The 19,633-nt window shown below is 45.6% G+C and carries 18 protein-coding genes; 9 read left to right on the forward strand and 9 right to left on the reverse strand.

Annotated features, from left to right (window positions below):
• Nucleotides 1-113: 113 nt before the first annotated feature.
• Both G6R11_RS10175 and G6R11_RS10180 read left to right on the forward strand, forming a co-directional pair.
• On the forward strand, nt 114-1,253 hold the full coding sequence (locus G6R11_RS10175) for a hypothetical protein (RefSeq protein ID WP_163132977.1): 1,140 nt from the start codon (nt 114-116) through the stop codon (nt 1,251-1,253).
• Nucleotides 1,253-2,500, forward strand: coding sequence for a hypothetical protein (locus G6R11_RS10180; protein WP_163132978.1), 1,248 nt, complete (start codon nt 1,253-1,255; stop codon nt 2,498-2,500). The genes G6R11_RS10175 and G6R11_RS10180 overlap by 1 nt, the downstream gene beginning before the upstream one ends.
• A 2-nt stretch (nt 2,501-2,502) precedes the next feature.
• Here G6R11_RS10180 and G6R11_RS10185 read toward each other — a convergent pair whose 3' ends face one another.
• Nucleotides 2,503-2,988: an SRPBCC family protein gene (locus G6R11_RS10185; RefSeq protein WP_163132979.1), complete on the reverse strand. Its 486-nt coding sequence runs from the start codon at nt 2,986-2,988 to the stop codon at nt 2,503-2,505.
• Nucleotides 2,989-3,162: 174 nt separating this feature from the next.
• Between G6R11_RS10185 and G6R11_RS10190 the strand changes: the two genes are divergently transcribed.
• From G6R11_RS10190 to G6R11_RS10205, 4 genes are all read left to right on the forward strand, one after another.
• Complete coding sequence (locus tag G6R11_RS10190; RefSeq protein ID WP_163132980.1) at nt 3,163-4,062, forward strand: LysR family transcriptional regulator; 900 nt, start codon at nt 3,163-3,165, stop codon at nt 4,060-4,062.
• A 298-nt stretch (nt 4,063-4,360) separates the two neighbouring features.
• Nucleotides 4,361-5,128, forward strand: a complete 768-nt coding sequence (locus G6R11_RS10195) for a hypothetical protein (RefSeq protein WP_163132981.1) — start codon at nt 4,361-4,363, stop codon at nt 5,126-5,128.
• A gap of 53 nt (nt 5,129-5,181) precedes the next feature.
• The gene (locus tag G6R11_RS10200) at nt 5,182-5,925 is read left to right on the forward strand and encodes a hypothetical protein (protein WP_163132982.1); all 744 of its coding nucleotides are present in this window, start codon (nt 5,182-5,184) and stop codon (nt 5,923-5,925) included.
• Between the two features lie 79 nt (nt 5,926-6,004).
• On the forward strand, nt 6,005-6,352 hold the full coding sequence (locus tag G6R11_RS10205) for an Imm8 family immunity protein (protein WP_163132983.1): 348 nt from the start codon (nt 6,005-6,007) through the stop codon (nt 6,350-6,352).
• A 147-nt stretch (nt 6,353-6,499) separates the two neighbouring features.
• Here G6R11_RS10205 and G6R11_RS10210 read toward each other — a convergent pair whose 3' ends face one another.
• The 6 genes from G6R11_RS10210 to G6R11_RS10235 form a co-directional block, all read right to left on the reverse strand.
• The gene (locus G6R11_RS10210) at nt 6,500-8,224 is read right to left on the reverse strand and encodes an ABC transporter substrate-binding protein (protein WP_163132984.1); all 1,725 of its coding nucleotides are present in this window, start codon (nt 8,222-8,224) and stop codon (nt 6,500-6,502) included.
• A gap of 98 nt (nt 8,225-8,322) precedes the next feature.
• A complete protein-coding gene (locus G6R11_RS10215; RefSeq protein WP_016401345.1) occupies nt 8,323-8,595 on the reverse strand; it encodes a DUF2160 domain-containing protein in 273 nt (90 codons plus the stop codon).
• A 10-nt stretch (nt 8,596-8,605) separates the two neighbouring features.
• Nucleotides 8,606-9,406, reverse strand: a complete 801-nt coding sequence (locus tag G6R11_RS10220) for a carbohydrate ABC transporter permease (RefSeq protein WP_163132985.1) — start codon at nt 9,404-9,406, stop codon at nt 8,606-8,608.
• 21 nt (nt 9,407-9,427) lie between these two features.
• Entirely contained in the window at nt 9,428-10,291 is an 864-nt protein-coding gene (locus G6R11_RS10225; RefSeq protein ID WP_163132986.1) for a carbohydrate ABC transporter permease, read from the reverse strand.
• Entirely contained in the window at nt 10,284-11,387 is a 1,104-nt protein-coding gene (locus G6R11_RS10230; protein WP_163132987.1) for an ABC transporter ATP-binding protein, read from the reverse strand. Before G6R11_RS10230 ends, G6R11_RS10225 begins: the two co-directional genes overlap by 8 nt.
• Entirely contained in the window at nt 11,380-12,480 is a 1,101-nt protein-coding gene (locus G6R11_RS10235; RefSeq protein ID WP_163132988.1) for an ABC transporter ATP-binding protein, read from the reverse strand. The genes G6R11_RS10230 and G6R11_RS10235 overlap by 8 nt, the downstream gene beginning before the upstream one ends.
• 293 nt (nt 12,481-12,773) lie before the next feature.
• On the opposite strand from G6R11_RS10235, the gene G6R11_RS10240 reads away from it, so the two are divergent.
• On the forward strand, nt 12,774-14,672 hold the full coding sequence (locus tag G6R11_RS10240; protein WP_163132989.1) for a sigma-54-dependent Fis family transcriptional regulator: 1,899 nt from the start codon (nt 12,774-12,776) through the stop codon (nt 14,670-14,672).
• A 261-nt stretch (nt 14,673-14,933) separates the two neighbouring features.
• Nucleotides 14,934-15,296 carry a hypothetical protein gene (locus G6R11_RS10245; RefSeq protein WP_163132990.1) on the forward strand — a complete coding sequence of 121 codons (363 nt, stop codon included), beginning with the start codon at nt 14,934-14,936 and terminating at the stop codon, nt 15,294-15,296.
• Between the two features lie 51 nt (nt 15,297-15,347).
• Here the strand turns inward: G6R11_RS10245 and G6R11_RS10250 are convergent, their stop codons facing one another.
• Both G6R11_RS10250 and G6R11_RS10255 read right to left on the reverse strand, forming a co-directional pair.
• Nucleotides 15,348-17,906 carry a hypothetical protein gene (locus G6R11_RS10250; RefSeq protein WP_163132991.1) on the reverse strand — a complete coding sequence of 853 codons (2,559 nt, stop codon included), beginning with the start codon at nt 17,904-17,906 and terminating at the stop codon, nt 15,348-15,350.
• A gap of 373 nt (nt 17,907-18,279) precedes the next feature.
• The gene (locus G6R11_RS10255) at nt 18,280-18,675 is read right to left on the reverse strand and encodes a heme-binding protein (protein ID WP_163132992.1); all 396 of its coding nucleotides are present in this window, start codon (nt 18,673-18,675) and stop codon (nt 18,280-18,282) included.
• A gap of 187 nt (nt 18,676-18,862) precedes the next feature.
• Between G6R11_RS10255 and G6R11_RS10260 the strand changes: the two genes are divergently transcribed.
• Complete coding sequence (locus G6R11_RS10260; protein WP_163132993.1) at nt 18,863-19,609, forward strand: SDR family oxidoreductase; 747 nt, start codon at nt 18,863-18,865, stop codon at nt 19,607-19,609.
• The last annotated feature ends 24 nt before the right edge of the window (nt 19,610-19,633 follow it).

The following is a 19,633-nucleotide window of genomic DNA, read 5'->3' on the forward strand; positions in this document are numbered from 1 at the left end:
GCTTCTCATGTAGCTTAGCTACACATCAAAGCGTTTGGCTGAATAAATAAGCCACAAACTGCTGCAAAAATCAGCTCGAAAGATCCACAGACCCTAGTCAGCAAGGAGGCTTTATGAAGATTTCCCAAATCCGCATTGAGCAGCACCCCGACCACGCCATTCTTCGGGCCGATTGCGCTGGCTTCGACTTATGGTATAAATTCCCCGCCCCGCTACAGCCTCGTTTAAGTGCCGACCCATTTATTGCCGCTTGCCTGCTGATTTGCATGGCAAAAAACCAAAACTTAGAAATAGAAGCTAGCGCCAACTACTCCCCCATCTTGCTAAACAACCTCGAACAGCTACAAAACATTTTTGCTTATTGGCAAGACTACCTTGGCCACACCATGCACCATATTAAGATAATGGGCGGAACCGCCAAGGAAGAGCCTTTTCCCTGCAACGATAAGGTGTCGTTTTTCTCCGGAGGCGTCGACGGTTACCACACCTACCAACAAAACCAGCAAGACATTGATTACCTGCTGTTTGCCAAAGGCATTGATATGCAACTGTCGAGTGATACCCTCTATCAGCACGCCTTTAACAGCAACAAAGACTACTTACTCAGTAAACATAAAACCCTATATCCCATAGAAACCAACGTGAGATTTCTTGGTTACCATAACCAACTTAAATGGGGAGTGTGTTTTGGCGGGGGCCTATCTAGCATCGCCTTAGCATTGGGGGTTAAAAAGTGTTACATCGCAGCCGGCCTAACCTATCAAAACAACATCCCAGAAGGTTCCAACTACATTACCGACCATTTGTGGAGTAATCATCAAACCCAAATTGTCCATCACGGTGCCAATGTAAAACGTATCGACAAACTAAAAGAACTCACCAATGATCCTGAGTTCTTAGCCATTCTAAGGGTTTGCTGGCACGACCATGGCTACAACTGCGGCGAATGCGAGAAATGTTTGCGCACCATGAGCAGCCTGCGTTTATTGGGTATAGAAACCGATACCTTCCCTACGCTGAGTGACCACTTAGTTAAACATAAACTGCGAGATCTAAAGCTGTACAACATTCACGATGTGCAGTTTCTTGAAGAGAACCTCGACTTAGCCATCGCAGTAAATGACAGTGTGATGATAGAAGCCCTGCAGCACATCAAACATAATTTTGAACTGCGCGCCTTAATCAAACAAGCCGATGAACTTATCTTGCATGGTTATGCTCACAAACTAAAACAGCTGATTGCGCGGCACTAATGAAAATTCAGCAACTTAGCTTAGAGAAAACCGAAAAATACCACAAACTATCGGCCATGCTGGGCCCCTTCCCCTTATGGTTTAAAACCAGCAGCGATTGCCTAATTGCCTGTAACGATGCCAGTCCATTTTTATGCTCCGCGCTGATTCCTGCGATGTTTATGGGCGAAGATATCGAAATTGATCGCCAATACTATGTATCGGCCAGTTTGTTAGCAAAACTGCCAGAGATCCAAACCATGATGCACGCTTGGAACCCCATCTTTAAGCCCATTAAAGTTACCGCCAATACCCAAGTATTTAAGCCCTCTGCTAGCCAACTGGGTGACAGCGCTTTTTTCTCTGGCGGGGTAGATGGCACCTACAACCTTATTAAGCATCAAGAGCAGCTCGACAACTTAGTTCTCATTAATGGCTTCGACTTCTCAATGCCCCAGCACTCCTGGCAACAGCTGGTTGCCCGCTGCCAAAAAACCGCCAAGCTGTTTAACAAAAAGCTCATTTGCGTAGAGAGTAATTTAAAAGAATTTACTGGTTGGACAGGCCTAGCCCGCTTCGCCAACTTTGGCGCGTCCTTAGCCAGTGTTAGCTTACTGCTCAACCCCAGCAGCATGACCATAAGTGGCGCAGTAACCTTTGATGCAATTAATCCCTCTAACAGCCACCCCTTGTTAGACCCTTTGTGGTCGAGCGAATCGTGCAGAATTTTGCACCTTGGTTTAGAAGCCGACCGAGCCGCCAAAATAGCCTTAATAAAACACTACCCAGAAGCCTTAGATAACCTTTGGGTATGCTGGGAAGACCCAAGCAGCAATTGCGGACGCTGCTCCAAATGCCACCGCACTTTTATGGCTTTGCAGCTTAATAACATTTCCCACTTTCAGTTCTCCCAAGAAGTAGAGTTTTCCGCACTAAGCAAACTCAGCCCTAAAAGTGACGAAGACTTATCCTTTTACGAATACCTCTACCAGCTAGCCATTAAGCAACATAATCGCCAGCTAAACCGAGTACTGCGCAAAATCATCTGGCGTTATCGCGCCAAAGCCTTTCTGCGCGAAACCGACCGCTTACTGCTTCACTCGCTATGGAGCAAATGGCGACGCAAAACGGTGGCTCAGCACCAGCTGGCCGATGTTAGCGTATTTCCTAAATACAGTGACGCTATCCAACTAAAGTTACTGCAGCAAAGGCTTAAGCAGCATCCAAAGTTTATATCTAGCGCCAACATCGGCAGTATTTACGATTAAGCTCATGCGGCATTGGCCGCACTAAACGACAAACCTTCGACTCGAGTTTTTATCGCCGAGGCTGTTTGCGGTAACGAGCCCTTAAGCTTTTTACGCATCACCAAGGCGTGTAGCAAACGGCCAAACAAGCCAAAACGAAGATCGTAGCTCAATACAATATTTACTCGGCTATTCTCCCCTACTTTTTCAATCCACCAGCTGCTATGGCCATGATTTAAAGGGCCAAGCGGAGAAACGTTATACACAAACCCTTGCCCTTCCGACCACTGGGTAATGTACTCATCTATTTCGCCAAAACCTTGCAAGGCGCAATGTCTGCCTGCTCCCACGCCTAAGTCGGCGCGACCAATTGGGTGAGAGGCGGTTACACCGGGTGCCCACGCCACATTGGTAAAATCCCCTATCACCGCCCAAACCTGCTCAACTGGTGCGTTTATATCTACCGACGTTTCAACTTTGTATTTGCCTTTAAGATAAATGTTAATCATCCCTTTCTCCTTAAATAGTTGGCACTAACACAAAAAATAGATTGCTCATTTATGCTAGCCCGCGTAACCAAGCTTGGTAAGAAGCAATAAATCCAACTATTGGTGCAAAAATTATCCACCTCATAAACACCAAGGTCAGCTAGGCTTAAGGTTTGCAAATTATTAGAAAACAGCATGAACTGGGATGATTTAAAGTACTTCTTGGCGGTATGCCGCAACGGCTCAATTAGAGCCGCAGCCACCGAGCTACAGGTTAACCACGCTACGGTGTCGCGCCGTATCAACAGCTTTGAGGCCTCTTTAGGCCGGCGACTATTTGAGCGAAGCCCCCAAGGTTACCAATGCACTGCCATGGGAGATGAAATTTTTGCAGAGGCCGAAAAACTCGAACAAAGCCTAAAAGCGGTAGAGCGCAGAGTAGCGGGCAACGATGCCAGCATGGTAGGCGAAATAAGAGTCACCAGCCATCAAATTATTGCCGAGCATTTGTTAATGCCAGCAATAGCCGAGTTTTGCCAGCTCTATCCCGACATTCATATCGAAATTATTGATTCTTTCAAACTGCTTAGCATTAGCAATCGCGAAGCCGACGTAGCCTTTAGGCTGTGCGACTCACCACCAGAACACTTAATTGGCCGCAAGCTCGCCACCATTCACCGCGCCTGTTATATCGCGGCCAACAAGCAAGCTAAACTTGCAGACCCTACATGGCTAGCCCAGCAAAACTGGTTAGGTTGGTCCGACAAACAACAACGACCAATAGGAAAAATTGCCAAAAGCTACCCCAAATTAGTATCTCGCCACAAACTGCTTAGCCCCAGTTTGCAAGTAGCAGCCTGCAAACAAGGAATGGGCGTGGCCATATTGGGCTGCTTTATTGGCGATACCAGCAAAGACTTAGTGCGTATACCGCCCTATTTGTCGGTGCCCAAATATGACCTTTGGGTACTCAGCCACCCAGACCTACAGCAAAACAAAAAAGTGTTAACCTTTGTACGCTTTATGACCCAAAAGATCCTCGCCCAACGCGAGCTAATCGAAGGAAAGCAATTTACAACACCAAGCAGCGATTAAGCACTGTTACTAACTTGGCATTGCCTAGGCACAACGCACAGCCACCAACTACCCGCACATTTTGTCTTCCTTAAGATCGCAAAACACTGTAGCTAACTACAGATTGCGTTTCCTTGCTTCCACAATTACTTTCCTTATGGCTAGCTGATGTTTTTGTTACTTTTAGAGCTAGGTGGCTGATGTAGCTTAGGAAAGGTGGTAATCTGGTTTTTGTCATATGAATAAAAAGAGGGGATGCTCCTTGTTTCAACAAGGAAGTTTTCTCTTAATGAGCTGTTATCCGCTAGAAGGAGGTTTAGTGAATCTAATTTCAAAGAGAATTATACAAGTCATTTTGTCTAAGCCAGCACCTATGCAAATCCCTCGGACGGGCGAACGTGCTAAGTCTGTAGATTGCAACGTACTTTATGTTAGAACTAAGGACGAGTCTTGGTCAATGCTAATTGATAGTGCAAATGACAAAGGGTTAAGCGGTAAGAAGTGGCAAGGGGAGCAAACAGATGATATAGCATCTATAGATTATCAAGAACTAAAAAATTCAAACACTTACCTCGACATTACACATTTTTATAATATTTATGATTTTAAATTCTCTAGCCTAAAAGCGTATTTTTTTAGGTCCATACTTCCCATAAATAAGTTTAGAGTTCTTCTTGATAAGGCAGGGATATTTGCAGCCAATAGAAAGAAATTGGTTCGCACAGAGCGAATGGAAACTTTGCAGCTAATTCTTGAGAGAACCATTGATGATATGAATTATAAAGTCAATGCAGTTTCAATGATGAACTTGTTGCATTCTCAAATATGGGTTTATCACCCTGATAGAAATAGACAAATTTCTTATAACGATTTGCTTCTTAAATCATTGATGAAAACTGGTGAATTAAAATTAGTTGATGGCAGTTACCAAATCACAGAGATTGCTCTCGACACTCTTTCTTCGCATGAACTCGAGTTAAAAAAGCACAAACAAACACTAAATCAAGCAAAGGCTATTACGTGGTTAACACTGGTCTTGATTGTTGTCGGGGTCATACAGGCCTTTGTCGCATCTAAATCAGGTTAGCTAAGTCGCATAACAAACGCTTCAAGCGGGCGTTATGTCTATAAAGGAAGCTTATGAGTAAAGTTAGAATCAAGCTAGTATCGATTGGGCACTTACCTTTGGAGTTCCAGTCAAAAAAAATTAAGAATTGGTCGTCTAAGACTTTCGAGGTTGTCGAGGATGTCGACAACTACTCGCTTCGTTGTGACTCTGATGGTTTTGATTGGGAGTTCTCCGATAGTGCAGTAAAAGGACAACTCCCTAACCTGTTTAATGCTGACTTTATGATCGCTATTGTAAACGTTCCAATTGAAGACAACTGGTATTCGAGAAGGCTCGGAAATAATCAGATTGTATTTACGTTTCATCAAATCAAAGACATCCTCGAACACTACAATATTCCGCTAGAAAATGTTGTTTACCGTTTACTATATGCTTACACGCTTTTGTATCGGCGCACGGGAAACAAGATCCCTGATTTTGATGAGGCGCCAGGTTTTACCCACGACGAGACGCGTGGATGCCTCTTTGACATGAATGGCATAAAGACCGATCTAGTCGCTTCTTGCCATAACCCACAAATATGTGATGAGTGCCAAGAGAGATTGAAGCAGGAAAGAGTATCTAAATCTGATATTGATAACACCCAAAGTGACATTAAACGCATCAAAAAAGATTTATATTTCAGAATAATTGGTCACGTAAAAAAGCATCCTATTGCAGCACTGGTTTTATCTAGTATGTTTGCATTAATGCTTGGTATTACCGGCTCAGTCACCGGTTCGTTTGTTTACGAATATCTAAAGAGCCGAGCATGAGGCAACCAAGACATAATAATCACAGGTACAGTGACAGCTTTTCGTTGCGGGCGTTAACCTTATAAAACAAAGAACTGATATGCCATTAAAACTAGAAATAAAATCAATAATTAGTCCCGATTTAGACTTTGGTAAAACACCGATGGATCCAGATATCTGTGCAGTATTTATTGAGGTCGAAATTGGGGAAAGAAACAGAGAAAGCTGTGATATTTTTAGCTTCACTGCTATCACAGCAAAGTTTATGACTGCTAATCCAGTGACAAGTTGGGGCCGTGGCTACTTATTGATGGAGTCTTTCTCGTGGTCAGGAGTAGAATTAATGCTTAATAAACTACTTAGTTTTGTGCGTGCAGAAACCTGGGATGGAGTAGTACAGAACCTAACTAAAGAATTGCACTGGGAATATGATAATTACCAACCGTAAAACTGCTAACGGGGCTTTTTTAACCAACACATGAAGTTGCTCCAATTAAATAAGCATTTCACTAAAACAAAATTAGTTAATGACCTCACTTGAAAAAGCTAACAAAAAGACCCAGCTAAGGCTGGGTCTTTTGATTTACTGGTTTGCTTATTGGGCGATTAAATCTTTATAAGCAATGGTTTTACCCTGTGGCTTCTCCTTGGCTAACTTGGCTTTAGGCGAGCCAGGTTGGTTTAGCCAGTAAGAGGCGTCTTGTTTAGGATTAAGCTTAGGACCACACTCGCCTTGTGCACCACTGCGCTCTAAGCGTGTTAGTACTTTGTCTTGTGCGGCGGCTAGGCCGTCCATTGCTTCTTGTGGGGTTTTCTCACCACTGGCCGCTTCTGCCACGTATTGCCACCAAAGTTGCGCCAGTTTTGGATAGTCTGGCACGTTGGTGCCGGTTGGCGTCCATTGTACGCGGGCGTCGCTGCGATAAAACTCGACCAAGCCACCTAGCTTAGGTGCGGCGTCGGTCATGGCTTGCGAGTTAATATCAGACTCACGAATCGGTGTTAAACCCACCAAGGTTTTCTTCAGCGATACTGATTTAGACACTACAAACTGAGCATACAACCAAGCTGCTTGGCGTCTGTCTAGCGGGGTAGAGTTTAAGAAGGTCCACGAACCGGTATCTTGATAACCCAGCTTCATGCCTTCTTCCCAGTATGGGCCGCGTGGCGACGGTGCCATGCGCCATTTTGGCGTGCCATCTTCGTTAACCACTGGTAATCCGGGTTTGGTCATATCTGCGGTAAAGGCGGTGTACCAGAAGATTTGCTGGGCAACACTGCCTTGTGCTGGCACTGGGCCGGCTTCGCCAAAGGTCATGCCTGGGGCTTCTGGTGGCGCGTATTTTTTAAGCCACTCTACATACTTGGCAGTGGCGTATACTGCGGCAGGGCCGTTGGTGGCACCACCACGCTCTACGCTTGAGCCAACTGGGTTACAGCCTTCTACCCGAATGCCCCATTCATCTACCGGAACACCGTTAGGAATGCCTTTGTCGCCAGCCCCTGCCATAGACAACCAGGCATCGGTAAAGCGCCAGCCTAGTGATGGATCTTTTTTACCGTAATCCATGTGGCCATAAACCCGTTCGCCATCAATGGTTTTTACTTTTTCTGAGAAGAATTCGGCAATGTCTTCATAGGCAGACCAGTTTAGTGGCACCCCTAACTCGTAGCCGTATTCGGCTTTAAACTTCTCTTTTAGGTCGCTGCGCTCAAACCAGTCGGCGCGGAACCAATAAAGGTTGGCAAACTGTTGGTCTGGAAGTTGGTAGATTTTTCCATCTGGCCCGGTGGTAAAGCTTAAGCCAATAAAATCTTCTAGATCTAAGGTTGGCAGGGTAACGTCTTTACCCTCGCCTTTTATAAAGTCACTAATCGGGACCACTTTACCGTAGCGAAAGTGAGTACCAATTAGGTCTGAGTCGTTTACGTAAGCATCGTAAATGTTACGGCCCGACTGCATTTGGGTTTGCAGTTTTTCAACTACATCACCTTCTTGAATAAGGTCGTGATTAACCTTAATACCGGTTATCTCAAAAAATGCCTTGGCTAAGGTCTTACTTTCATATTCGTGGGTGGTGATGGTTTCTGAGGCTACGTTTATTTCCATACCGCGAAATGGTTTTGCCGCTTCAATAAACCATGCCATCTCATCCATTTGTTGCTGCTGGCTAAGGGTAGAAGGGCTAAACTCTTCTCCCACCCAACGCTGGGCTGCATCACTGTATTGATCTGCTAATGCTAAACTGCTGCATCCGGCGATAACCATGGCTACACTCAAGCGAGCCAGTTTAAACACTGATTTTTTGTAGTAGGGCATTGCTTCATTCCTTTTAATTTTTAAGTGCGTCTTGTTTTTTTAAGGCACCCCTTGATGCCTTTGCACATCCTTAATTTGCTCTCGAGTTTTTGCTGGTCTCACCCCCATCTCATAACAATAAACAGCCACACCACTGCCACCGCGAACGGTAGCCAAATGCTCAGTTCAGTCATCCCGATAAAACCGAGGTGAATAAACGCACTGCTTAACAAACCAATAAACAATCGATCGCCACGGGTAGTAGCTATCGGTAAAAAACCTTTGCGAGCCACACAGGGGCTCTTAAGTTCCCAACAGGTCATCACAAACAAAATGCAGGCGATGCCGGTAAAAAATAGTGCTGATGGTGTTGTCCATGCCATCCAGTTCATGTTGTTTCTCCTATACCCGACCTAGGGCAAAGCCCTTGGCTACGTGATTTCTAACAAACCAAATAACTAATACACCTGGCAAAATGGTGAGCACACCGGCGGCTGCCAGCACTCCCCAATCAATACCAGAGGCACTTACCGTGCGGGTCATTACTGCAGCGATAGGTTTGGCGTCTACCGAGGTTAAAGTTCTGGCCAATAGCAGTTCTACCCAACTAAACATGAAACAAAAGAAGGCGGTAACCCCAATGCCAGAGCGGATTAGCGGGATAAAAATTTTGACGAAAAAGCGCGGAAAACTGTAGCCGTCGATATAGGAGGTTTCGTCGATTTCTCTTGGCACGCCCGACATAAAGCCTTCTAAGATCCACACCGCTAGTGGCACGTTAAACAAACAATGTGCGAGAGCCACGGCGATGTGGGTATCAAACAAACCTACCGATGAGTAGAGCTGAAAGAAGGGCAGCAAAAATACCGCTGGCGGCGCCATTCGGTTGGTGAGTAACCAAAAGAACAGGTGTTTGTCGCCAATAAAACGAAAGCGCGAAAAAGCATAGGCCGCAGGCAGCGCCACCGCCAAGGTAATCACCATGTTTAGCGATACGTAGTAAATCGAGTTTACGTAGCCCATGTACCAGCTGGCGTCGCTAAAAATGGTGGCGTAGTTGGCAAAGGTAAAGTGTTCTGGCCAAAAGCTAAGCCCGCCTAGTATCTCTTGATTACTCTTAAACGACATAATCAACAACCAATAAATGGGTAACAGCAAGAACAAGATGTAAGCGCTCATTCCCAGTGTTTTTTTCATGTTCATAATTGCATCCTTTCGCCGCGCTTATTTGCCGTCGTTATGAGTCATGGCGGTGTAGAACAGCCAGCTAACCAACAAAATGATTAAGAAATAAATGATCGAGAACGCCCCTGCTGGCCCAATATCAAACTGGCCTACTGCCATTTTGGTAAGGGTTTGGCTGAGGAAGGTGGTGGAGTTACCGGGGCCACCACCGGTGAGCACAAAGGGTTCGGTATAAATCATGAAGCTGTCCATAAAGCGCAGTAATACGCCAATTAGCAGCACATTCTTAAGCTTGGGAAGTTGGATAAAACGAAATACCGCCCAGTTAGAGGCACGGTCGATGCGAGCCGCTTGGTAATAAGCATCTGGAATGGCGCGCAAACCTGAGTAACACAGCAGTGCCACCAAGGATGTCCAATGCCATACGTCCATTAGCAACACCGTAAGCCACGCATCCATGGGGTTAGCGGCGTAGTTATAGTCTATGCCTAGGCTGTTTAAGGCCCAGCCAAATAGGCCAATGTCTGCCCGCCCAAAGATTTGCCAAATAGTGCCCACCACGTTAAGTGGCACTAATAGCGGCAACGCTAACACCAGCAAACACACCACCGAACCTGGGCCACGAGCTGGCATCATTAAGGCGACTAAAATCCCTAGCGGGATCTCGATTAACAACACCGAGCCAGAGAAAATAAACTGGCGAATTAAGGAGTCGTGTAAGCGAGTATCGTTAAGAATTTCTCGATACCATTCGGTGCCCACAAAGTAGCGGGTATTAGCATCAAAAATATCCTGAATCGAATAGTTCACTACCGTCATTAGCGGCACAATGGCGCTAAACGCCACCAGCGCGAACACTGGCAGTACCAAGTACCAGGCTTTATTGGTATAGGGTTTAATCATGATTATCTTCCTTGGCCACCAAGTATTCGTCGATGTAGAGCATCAACCACTGCTCGGGAAAGCTGATATAGGCGGTTTGGTGAGGCACTTTTTGGTCTTCTTGCAAGCGCGCTTTAATTACCTGATCGCCCAGCTGCAAGCTAACAATTTTGTAGGTGCCTAAGTCTTCTACAAACAGCACCTCTGCTTGATAGGCATCGCCATTAGGTTTGTCCCACACATGAACAAACTCAGGGCGAATTCCCACTTTTAAGTTATTAGATTGGCTGCTGTTAACTGCGTTTAATTCCTGCTCGCTTAAGGCAATGCTTTGCTCGCCAAAACACACACCTTGCTCACAGCGTTCTACTTCCATTAAGTTCATGCCGGGGCTGCCAATGAAGTAACCCACAAAGGTATGGTTGGGCTGCTCGAATAGCTCTCGAGGCGTGCCAAACTGCACCACTTGGCCGTTGTACATCACCGCAATTTTGTCGGCAAAGGTAGAGGCTTCGAGCTGATCATGGGTAACGTAGACCATGGTAATATTGAACTGCTCGTGAATTTGCTTGAGCTTGCGGCGCAACTTCCACTTAAGGTGGGGGTCAATCACCGTGAGCGGCTCATCAAACAAAATCGCCGATACGTCGTCACGCACTAAGCCGCGACCCATCGATACTTTTTGTTTTTCATCGGCGCTTAGGTTGGCGGCCTTTTTATTAAGCACCGCGGTAAGGTCTAGGATTTCGGCAATCTCGCCCACTTTAGACTGCACTTTGGCCTTACTAGCGCCCATGTTGCGTAGCGGGAAGGCTAAGTTATCAAATACCGTCATGGTGTCGTACACCACAGGAAACTGGAACACCTGAGCAATGTTGCGCTCTTGCGGCGGAATGTCGTTTACTCGAACACCGTCAAACAATACTTCGCCGTCGGATGGTTCAAGCAAGCCAGAGATAATATTTAGCAAAGTAGATTTGCCACAACCCGATGGCCCTAGCAAGGCATATGCACCGCCCTTTTGCCAAACGTGGTTCATTTCTCGAATCGCATACTGGGGCTGATCGGCCTGCTTGTCGTAACTATGCGCTAAGGATTTTAGTTGGATCTCAGCCATGATAATGATCCTCTATACGGCGGCTTGAAGCCTGAATAAGCTCTCCGGCATGGTCGAATACGTGCAGCTTATGAGTGGGTACGTATATTTTGATTTTCTCGTCGACGTGGTAGGAATGAACCCCAGACAGATGCAGCACTAATTGAAAGTGCTCGTTACGTACATGCAAGAAGGTTTCGGAGCCGGAGATTTCTGCCAGCTCAACCTGAACTGATATTTCTAAATCATCGTCATTTTTAGGTAACAGACTTAAATGGCTGGGGCGAATGCCAAATTGATAAGACCCTTCGCCTAAGGCTTTTAAGTCGGCATTTAGCGGGAAATGCACTTTGTCGTCAAAGGTCACTTCGGTGGCACTCATCTTTCCGGTAATCAGGTTAATGGGTGGCTCATTAAACAAGGCTGCGGCGGTAACATTGCAGGGCGAGTGATAGGTATCTGCGGTTGGCCCACTTTGAATTACTTTGCCTTCGTGCAAAATAGTGGTGGTGCCGCCTAAGGCAAGTGCCTCATTAGGTTCGGTTGTAGCGTACACCGCAATGGTATTGCGCTGAGCAAACAGCTCGCGCATTTCTTGGCGTAGTTCTTCGCGTAACTTGTAATCTAAGTTAACTAAGGGCTCGTCAAACAAGATGATATCGGCGTCTTTAATCAGCGCTCTGGCCATGGCAGTACGCTGCTGCTGACCACCAGAAAGCTCCAAAGGTAGGCGAGATAAAAAAGGCGTAATGCGCAGCATTTCTGCAGTTTCCATCACCCGTTTTTTAATGGTGGTTTCCGACTCATTAGCCAAGCGCAAGGGCGAAGCAATGTTGTCGTATACCGTCATATTGGGGTAGTTAATGAACTGCTGGTAGACCATCGATACATTTCGCTCTTGCACCGATACACCGGTTACGTCTAGGCCATTCATTAATACTCGGCCGGTGTTTGGTTTGTCTAATCCGGCCATTAGCCGCATTAAACTGGTTTTGCCTGACAAGGTGCGGCCAAGCAATACGTTAAACGAGCCGGGCTCAAAATTGAGGGTGGCTTGGTTAATGTAATACTGGCCATCGACCATCCGTGTTACGTTTTCCAATGTCAGTGACATGGGCGGGGGCTCTCCTTATGTCCAGTGCTGAATAATGTTCGCACTATGTTCAAATTCGCAAATCTACGAAGCTTATTGCCAAACTTGTGCCAACCCACCAATAAAATCATAACCTGCTGATTTAATAGATTAATATATTTGTTTTAGTTTTTACTTTAATAAAAATATGTTCATTTAGTGTGATCAATGTGAACATTTTGTTAATCGATTTTGACCAATTAATGTTCGTATGCGAAAGTGCCTGCCTGATACTGTTCACTGCTAAACAATGTGATGCTGATTAAAGGATTGAGATGAGCGAAAAGTCACAGTGGTATTTAGAACATGAAGCGCTAATTAAGCACTCTTGGCAGCGCTGCCGAGACTCTGGCTTAACCCATCATAGTGAGCCAAACGTAGAGCATAAGTCTGCGGGGGATTTGTCATGTCTGCTGGAACAGCATCATCAATTATTAGAAACCACCCATCATCAAGTACTGCCCTACTACGAGAATTTGCTCAGTAATAGCAACAGCCAAGTGATGCTGGCCGACCACCAAGGCTATGTATTAAAAAGCTGGGGAGAACAACGTTTTAAGCAGCAACATCAAGAAATATTCTCACCGGGCACTGGCTGGCAAGAACCGGTGTTAGGCACCAACGCCATTGGCACTGCCTTAAAAACTGGCAGCGTGGTGCAAATTCATCATGACGAGCATTTTTTGGTGGCGAACCGCTTTATGACTGGTTCGGCTGCACCTATCTATGGGGTAGATAGGGAAATGGTAGGTGTAATTGATATCTCGAGCGATACCTACTTACCGGAATCTCATACCCTTGGCATGGTGAAAATCATGTCGCAAGCGGTTGAAAATCAGCTAATAATTTCTCACTTTAATAGTGAACACTTTCTGCTGCGTTTCAACACCAGCCCAGAAAACATCGATAGCCAGTGGTCGGCGCTGGTTGTATTTGATGAAACCGGCTTGGTGATCTCGGCCAATCGCCGCGCGGAGTTAGTTCTAGCCACCGACTTAAAGCTGGTGAACATTAGCGAGCTATTTGAAATTAGTGTTAACCAGTTAGTTAATCAACCAGAGAGTTTTCAAATCCCCTTAATCACTCGCCAGCAATTTAGAGTGCACGGTATTTTGCATAAACCCAAACAAGCCAAACCGCGTGTTTTAGATTTTAGAACTTTGCTTAAGCCTGAACAAAATAGGCCACAACACGTCTCGGAGAAACAGGCATTTTTGCTGGATGATCTTAATTTGGGCGATCCGGTAATGGCTAAAGCGGTAGCGCAAAGCAAACGTATTGTAGATAAAGAAATCCCGATTCTAATTCGTGGCGAAACCGGCGTAGGTAAAGAGGTATTTGTAAAAGCACTGCATCACTCAAGCCTGCGAAGCAAGCAGAACATGGTGACAGTAAACTGCGCTGCGATTCCCCAAGAGTTGGTGGAGTCGGAGCTATTTGGTTATGAAAAAGGCGCGTTTACGGGCTCTAGCAACAAAGGCTATATAGGGCTGATCCGTAAGGCAGACAAAGGTACCTTATTCTTAGACGAGATTGGCGATATGCCCTTAAATGTTCAGGCACGCTTATTAAGAGTATTGCAAGAACGCAGGGTTAACCCATTGGGTAGCACCGAGTCTTATCCAGTAGACTTTAAGTTGGTTTCTGCCACCAATAGAAACCTAAAAGATGATGTTGAAGCCGGCAGTTTTCGCCAAGATTTATATTATCGGGTGAGTGGCTTAAACATCGAGTTACCGGCACTTCGTCATCGTAGTGACCGCCAACACCTCATCCAGTTTTTACTTAACTACTATGCCGAAGCACCGCAAGATTCCTTGATAACCGAGCGCGCAATGCACAGCTTTTGCCAACACCCATGGCCGGGTAACATTCGCCAGCTAGTTAGCGTAATCCAAATCGCTCAGGCTATGTCTGACAATCAAGCCATCGATTTACAGCACCTACCCGACGACTTCTTTGCCGACCTTGATGGCCAAACTAGCAACGTAGAGCCTATTGCTGTCAGCACTCCTCAACCTACTGGCGAAGCCGAGCAGCCAAAACCAGCCTGTAGTGATGACATTGTGGCCATCTACCAATCCTTGTCTTGCAACATCTCCAAAACCGCTCAACAACTGGGTATTAGCCGAAACACCGTATATAAGCGCTTACGCGAGTCAGGCTACAAGTAGCCAAGCCACTACTGGTTAAACTCAAGCGGTAGTAACTTTTGGCAGCAATTAGCTAACGCATTAATATATAAAAGATTATATTATTGTTATATCGTATTGAATCACCTATTTGACTACAGCTTTCCCCCAGCGTATCTGTCATATTTCCTGCTTTATTGCTAACACGGCTTTGTTTAGCCAGCGAGCTGTTTTCACTAACGCGGCTTAGCACTTATCAATAAAAGATTTGCTTCAAATCACTGACAATTTAAGGAGTATTTAATGTCAGATATGGAAATTTCAGCTACCGAACCAAGTTTATCAAGTAAAGATGAGGCAGCAAAAACCAGCGCACTGATTGCCTATGGATTAATGATTCTGGGTTTGTTTACCGGCTTGTTTTGGCTAGTAGGCGCTATTTGGGCAATGGTGAAAAAGGGCGAAGCAGCCGGCACCTTATTTGAAGACCATTATTCAAATATTATTAAAACCTTTTGGTGGGGCTTTGGTCTATCCATCATCGGTTTTGTATTGGCGTTTGTAGTAGTTGGTTACTTTGTACTATTAGCCGTTTGGATTTGGTCTATTTATCGAATCATCAAAGGCTTAGCTAAGATAACCTCGAATAAGTCGTACAACTCTTAGCCAATAAAAAAGGGAGCGCGAAGCTCCCTTTTTACACCGACATCAGCCGCACTAATTTAGAATATCTAACTGAACTTGATAGTTACAGGTAGAGCCTTCTAGATCCAATCTATAACGGGCTTCTTTGTATTCAACCGCATCAATATCTTGCCAGTTAGTAATACTTACTGTTGGTGTAGCGGGTGTAATAGGAGTGATTTTTAATTGACCTGCGATGATAGAACCGTCTGGCTGCACAACCGGTTCTACTGGCAAATTGATTTGCCAAATAGCTGAAACCGTATTAGCTACAACACATTCGTCAGTCACCATCACTTTATCTTCACTAAAGCGAACCTCGCGCTGCCAAGAGGTAATCGAATCATAAGCGGGATAAACGCCAGTGAGATCCATGTTAATGGTAGTGACATCACCAGTAACCTGATGAGTCATGCTGCCTTCTGTGCCACGTTTTTGCGGAATGATTTCTCCCGCTTCTTCAAAGCGTAAGATGTTGTGCTTGTCGCTCAGTTGGTGAATACCGCTGTGCGACCATATGTTTTGGGTTACCGCCAAGAACTCATTTTTAAATAAGGTGAACGACCCCTGGTCTTGATGGGCATGCGACTCATCATAGATACCTGCAACAGCAGATAACCAAGTAGCATCAGCGTCCCAAGAAGAGCGAACAAACAAGTGGCCTGCGCTAGAAGAGTAGTACAGCAAGTCACTTGGTACGATTTGATTGAGCTCTTGTTGCAGCAAGGTAGTATGCAAGTTGAAGCCATAGCGCATCGGATCAACGGAGTTATTAGCTAACCACCAACTACCACGTTTGGCAGCATCACTACCAATATTTAACGAAGAAGCACGCTGCATTAAGCTTTCGTGGTAATCGAACAGCACCGGGAATGAGACCCGAGATTGGTCACCAATAGGCGCAAAGTGCTCTAAGTCTGGCGTTGTCGCGTGGATCCAATAATCAATAGTCTGTCGAGTATGTAATGACTCCTCTGAGAGGTCTTCTCCAGTAGCATCTCGCCAGATGATATACAACTCGAACAACTTACTTTGAGCCACACCGTAGCCTGTACCTTCTCGGCTACCTCCACCAGCAAACTGCGCATAATACTCAACTAACTTAGGTAGCTTGTCATCCCTGAGTAGGTTGAGCCAAGTTTCGTTTTCATCCACTAGCGCCCAGGTCATGGTGGCTTTTAAAAAGCTGAAGTGATAATTGTTGCCCGGGTTAGTGGTTGCCCAACCGCTCCAAGGGAAACTATTTCCGCCCCACTGTGCATCAGCATGATTCCAAACATTCCAAATGGCTTGCTCGGCATAGTTTTTCCAGCGTAGCTTTTGGCTATCACTAAGCAAGTCATAACCGTAGTCGTAAACGTAAGCGAGCTCTGAGATAAAGTCGCCTACATGAAGGTAAGAATCTTTGCTTGTTATTGGCTTTTGGTTAGCAGCAATGAGGGCTTCAGCCTCGGCAACCTGCTTTTCTACATCTTCAATCGCCAACTCAATGTATTTTTTATCTTGAGTCAGGTAGTACATATACACCGCATCGGTAGGCGAAAATCCATACCCTGGGCTGCCATCCACTGCTTGGTCAACCCAAGCTGCAAAGCGGCTGTAATCCTGTCCGGCAAAACGTAGGTGCTCTATCGATGCCAGAGATAGCTTGTGGTTGGTGACAGCAGGAGCTAGCACTTCAATCTGAATGTCTGCTTGTTGTCCCTGCCAAGTGGCAGTGCAAATAGCTTGACCAACCTGATTGGTGATTAGCAGTTGTTGGGTATCTACGCTCACAGCACTGCTATCGCAGGCCCATTGCGCATCGCTTAATGAATCTTGTACAGAACCATCACTGTACGTCGCATTAACTTGTAAACTCTGTTTGGAAGCTAAGGGAATATCGATAGGCCCAGTGGGGTTAATGCTAATGCTGCTTAAAGTAGCGGGGGCTGATACGACCACCTCAAGATCAGCACTCAGTTTTTGCCAAGTAACGCTGCAGTTAGCTGATCCAATTTGCTCGGCGCTTAGCAGTTGTTGAGCGTCAATGCTTACTGCATTGCTGTCGCATACCCACTTGGCATCGCTGTTTACAGCTTGCTCAGTTCCGTCGTTAAAACTAGCGGTAACGTGTAAAGCTTGTTGATCATTCAGTGAAAGAGCTAGCGGACTGACTGGGGAAATAGTAAGGCTTTCGGCAATAAGCTCATCCGAGCTAACGGTAAAACCCACCACCAAACTCAGTGTCGACCAAGCAACACTACAAGCAGCTTCACCGACTGTGTTGGCTGTCACATAACTAGATTCACTAATGCTTACTGCTTCAGAATTACATTGCCAGTTAAGTTTAAAAGGGGTGAGATTACGGGTAACGCCATTGTCATAAACCAGATCCAATTCTAATTGGCTATTTTCGCCTTCCATTAGGCTGGTGTCACCTGCGCGCAGGACAATTTCTTGAGCAATTACCGCAGCGCCAGTGTCTGGCGTTGGCTGCTGACTAGGTGTCTCGTCTCCACCACCGCCACAAGCTAGGAGCAACAATGGTGAGCAAGCGAATACGGCAACTTTAACGCAACGTGCCAAAGGCTTGCTGACTTGAAATATCATATTACTTCCCTGTTTACCTTTTTTAACTAAAGCAGATGCTAAAGTGTGAATACACAATTATCGCCCAACAATGTTAATAATTTGCTAAACCATTAGATTAAAACAACATGGGCAGCGCTTGTAGGCCTTTTCCATAGCAACATTTAGCGCTTAAAACATCAATTTTTGATAAAAACAAATTATTAACAAAACATGCTAAACGTACCGAACAGTTGACGGAGGTTTTGCCATAAAACTTTCAGATGAACTGATAATCATTAGTAATTGTTTAAAACGTCATCATGACTAATGTTAAGGTGAACAGAGATAATATGAGAGATAAGTCAATAGCGCAAACCAAAGGTTTACGCCAGTGATGAAAGTTTGATCTTGGTTATACCATAGCATCTATTGCGGCTTGAGCGAGAGCAGCATCGTCTTGCTCACTCATGCCACTAATGCCAATAGCGCCAATCACATTACCATCTTGGTAAATGGGTACTCCACCTTGAATACCGGTAAAGCGTGAATCGGTCCAATAGCCCATATCTTTGCCGGTTTCTTTTGCCCATGCCGCTAAGTTAGCTGTAGGTTGGCGATCACGCGCTGCGGTGTACGCTTTGTTCTGGGCTAGCACCGCTGCATGAAACGCAACATTATTCATTCGTGAAAAGCTCACTAACTCGCCGTGAGCATCAACCACAGCTACAGCAATACTCACTTGTTTTTCTTCGGCTAAACGTAATGCTTGGGCATTTAAAGCACTGGCTAAATCAAAAGTAATATCCATAAATAATCTCAAGAGTGATAGTTAAGTTAGGCCAAAGTCTAGAAAGATTACTGCATAAAGCCAATGCTTAGCACGCAAGTTTATCGCACTATAGTATGGAATATAGTCATTTAATTCGTAACATAAAGGCTTTCTGTAGGCGGTTGATATTGCTAGCATGGTTTCTCTTCACATAGCAGGGACAACTATGAATAAGGTTGCACTGATCACCGGTTCTAGTCGTGGCATTGGCGCTGCTAGCGCTTTACTGCTGGCGCAAAAGGGCTACGCCGTTTGTATTAACTACAAACAAAACCAAGCAGCTGCCAACACTCTACTTAAGCAAATACATGCTTTAGGTGTGCCGGCGATTGCTTACGCTGCTGATGTAAGCCAAGAACAGCAAGTTGATGACTTGTTTACTGCCATTGACCTGCAATTGGGCCCGATAACTGCCTTAGTCAACAACGCTGCCATATTGCTACCACAAAGCCCTTTGGTGGATATGAACCAAGGCCGCGTCAATCAGTTACTCACGACTAACGTAACCAGCGCGTTTTTGTGCTGCAAATATGCGATTAAGCGCATGGGCACCAGTTACGGTGGTGCTGGAGGGGCCATTGTTAATGTATCTTCGGCCGCGGCTCGCATAGGCTCCCCCTTCGAATATATTGATTATGCCGCCAGCAAGGGGGCAATAGATACACTCACTAAAGGACTGTCTGTAGAATTGGCAGAGCAAAAGATTAGGGTTAATGGGGTGCGACCGGGCTTTATTAATACCGATATGCATGCCGATGGCGGTGAACCTAATAGATTAGAGCGCATCCGCAGCTCCATTCCAATGCAGCGCGGCGGCCAGCCCGACGAAGTTGCCGAGGCCATTTGCTGGCTGCTTTCAGAACAAGCTTCTTATGTCACGGGTAGCATTGTCGACGTCGCTGGCGGGCGATAGAGCTTGGTAACGGCAAAGGCTTTA

Source organism: Agarivorans sp. Alg241-V36, assembly GCF_900537085.1.
In the GTDB taxonomy this organism is placed as follows: Bacteria; Pseudomonadota; Gammaproteobacteria; order Enterobacterales; family Celerinatantimonadaceae; genus Agarivorans.

Coding starts and splice junctions, on each gene's coding strand:
- G6R11_RS10175 (WP_163132977.1), top strand. CDS start 114: ATGAAGATTTCCCAAATCCGCATTGAGCAGCACCCCGACCACGCCATT.
- G6R11_RS10180 (WP_163132978.1), top strand. CDS start 1,253: ATGAAAATTCAGCAACTTAGCTTAGAGAAAACCGAAAAATACCACAAA.
- G6R11_RS10185 (WP_163132979.1), bottom strand. CDS start 2,988: ATGATTAACATTTATCTTAAAGGCAAATACAAAGTTGAAACGTCGGTA.
- G6R11_RS10190 (WP_163132980.1), top strand. CDS start 3,163: ATGAACTGGGATGATTTAAAGTACTTCTTGGCGGTATGCCGCAACGGC.
- G6R11_RS10200 (WP_163132982.1), top strand. CDS start 5,182: ATGAGTAAAGTTAGAATCAAGCTAGTATCGATTGGGCACTTACCTTTG.
- G6R11_RS10205 (WP_163132983.1), top strand. CDS start 6,005: ATGCCATTAAAACTAGAAATAAAATCAATAATTAGTCCCGATTTAGAC.
- G6R11_RS10210 (WP_163132984.1), bottom strand. CDS start 8,224: ATGCCCTACTACAAAAAATCAGTGTTTAAACTGGCTCGCTTGAGTGTA.
- G6R11_RS10215 (WP_016401345.1), bottom strand. CDS start 8,595: ATGAACTGGATGGCATGGACAACACCATCAGCACTATTTTTTACCGGC.
- G6R11_RS10220 (WP_163132985.1), bottom strand. CDS start 9,406: ATGAACATGAAAAAAACACTGGGAATGAGCGCTTACATCTTGTTCTTG.
- G6R11_RS10225 (WP_163132986.1), bottom strand. CDS start 10,291: ATGATTAAACCCTATACCAATAAAGCCTGGTACTTGGTACTGCCAGTG.
- G6R11_RS10230 (WP_163132987.1), bottom strand. CDS start 11,387: ATGGCTGAGATCCAACTAAAATCCTTAGCGCATAGTTACGACAAGCAG.
- G6R11_RS10235 (WP_163132988.1), bottom strand. CDS start 12,480: ATGTCACTGACATTGGAAAACGTAACACGGATGGTCGATGGCCAGTAT.
- G6R11_RS10240 (WP_163132989.1), top strand. CDS start 12,774: ATGAGCGAAAAGTCACAGTGGTATTTAGAACATGAAGCGCTAATTAAG.
- G6R11_RS10245 (WP_163132990.1), top strand. CDS start 14,934: ATGTCAGATATGGAAATTTCAGCTACCGAACCAAGTTTATCAAGTAAA.
- G6R11_RS10250 (WP_163132991.1), bottom strand. CDS start 17,906: ATGATATTTCAAGTCAGCAAGCCTTTGGCACGTTGCGTTAAAGTTGCC.
- G6R11_RS10255 (WP_163132992.1), bottom strand. CDS start 18,675: ATGGATATTACTTTTGATTTAGCCAGTGCTTTAAATGCCCAAGCATTA.
- G6R11_RS10260 (WP_163132993.1), top strand. CDS start 18,863: ATGAATAAGGTTGCACTGATCACCGGTTCTAGTCGTGGCATTGGCGCT.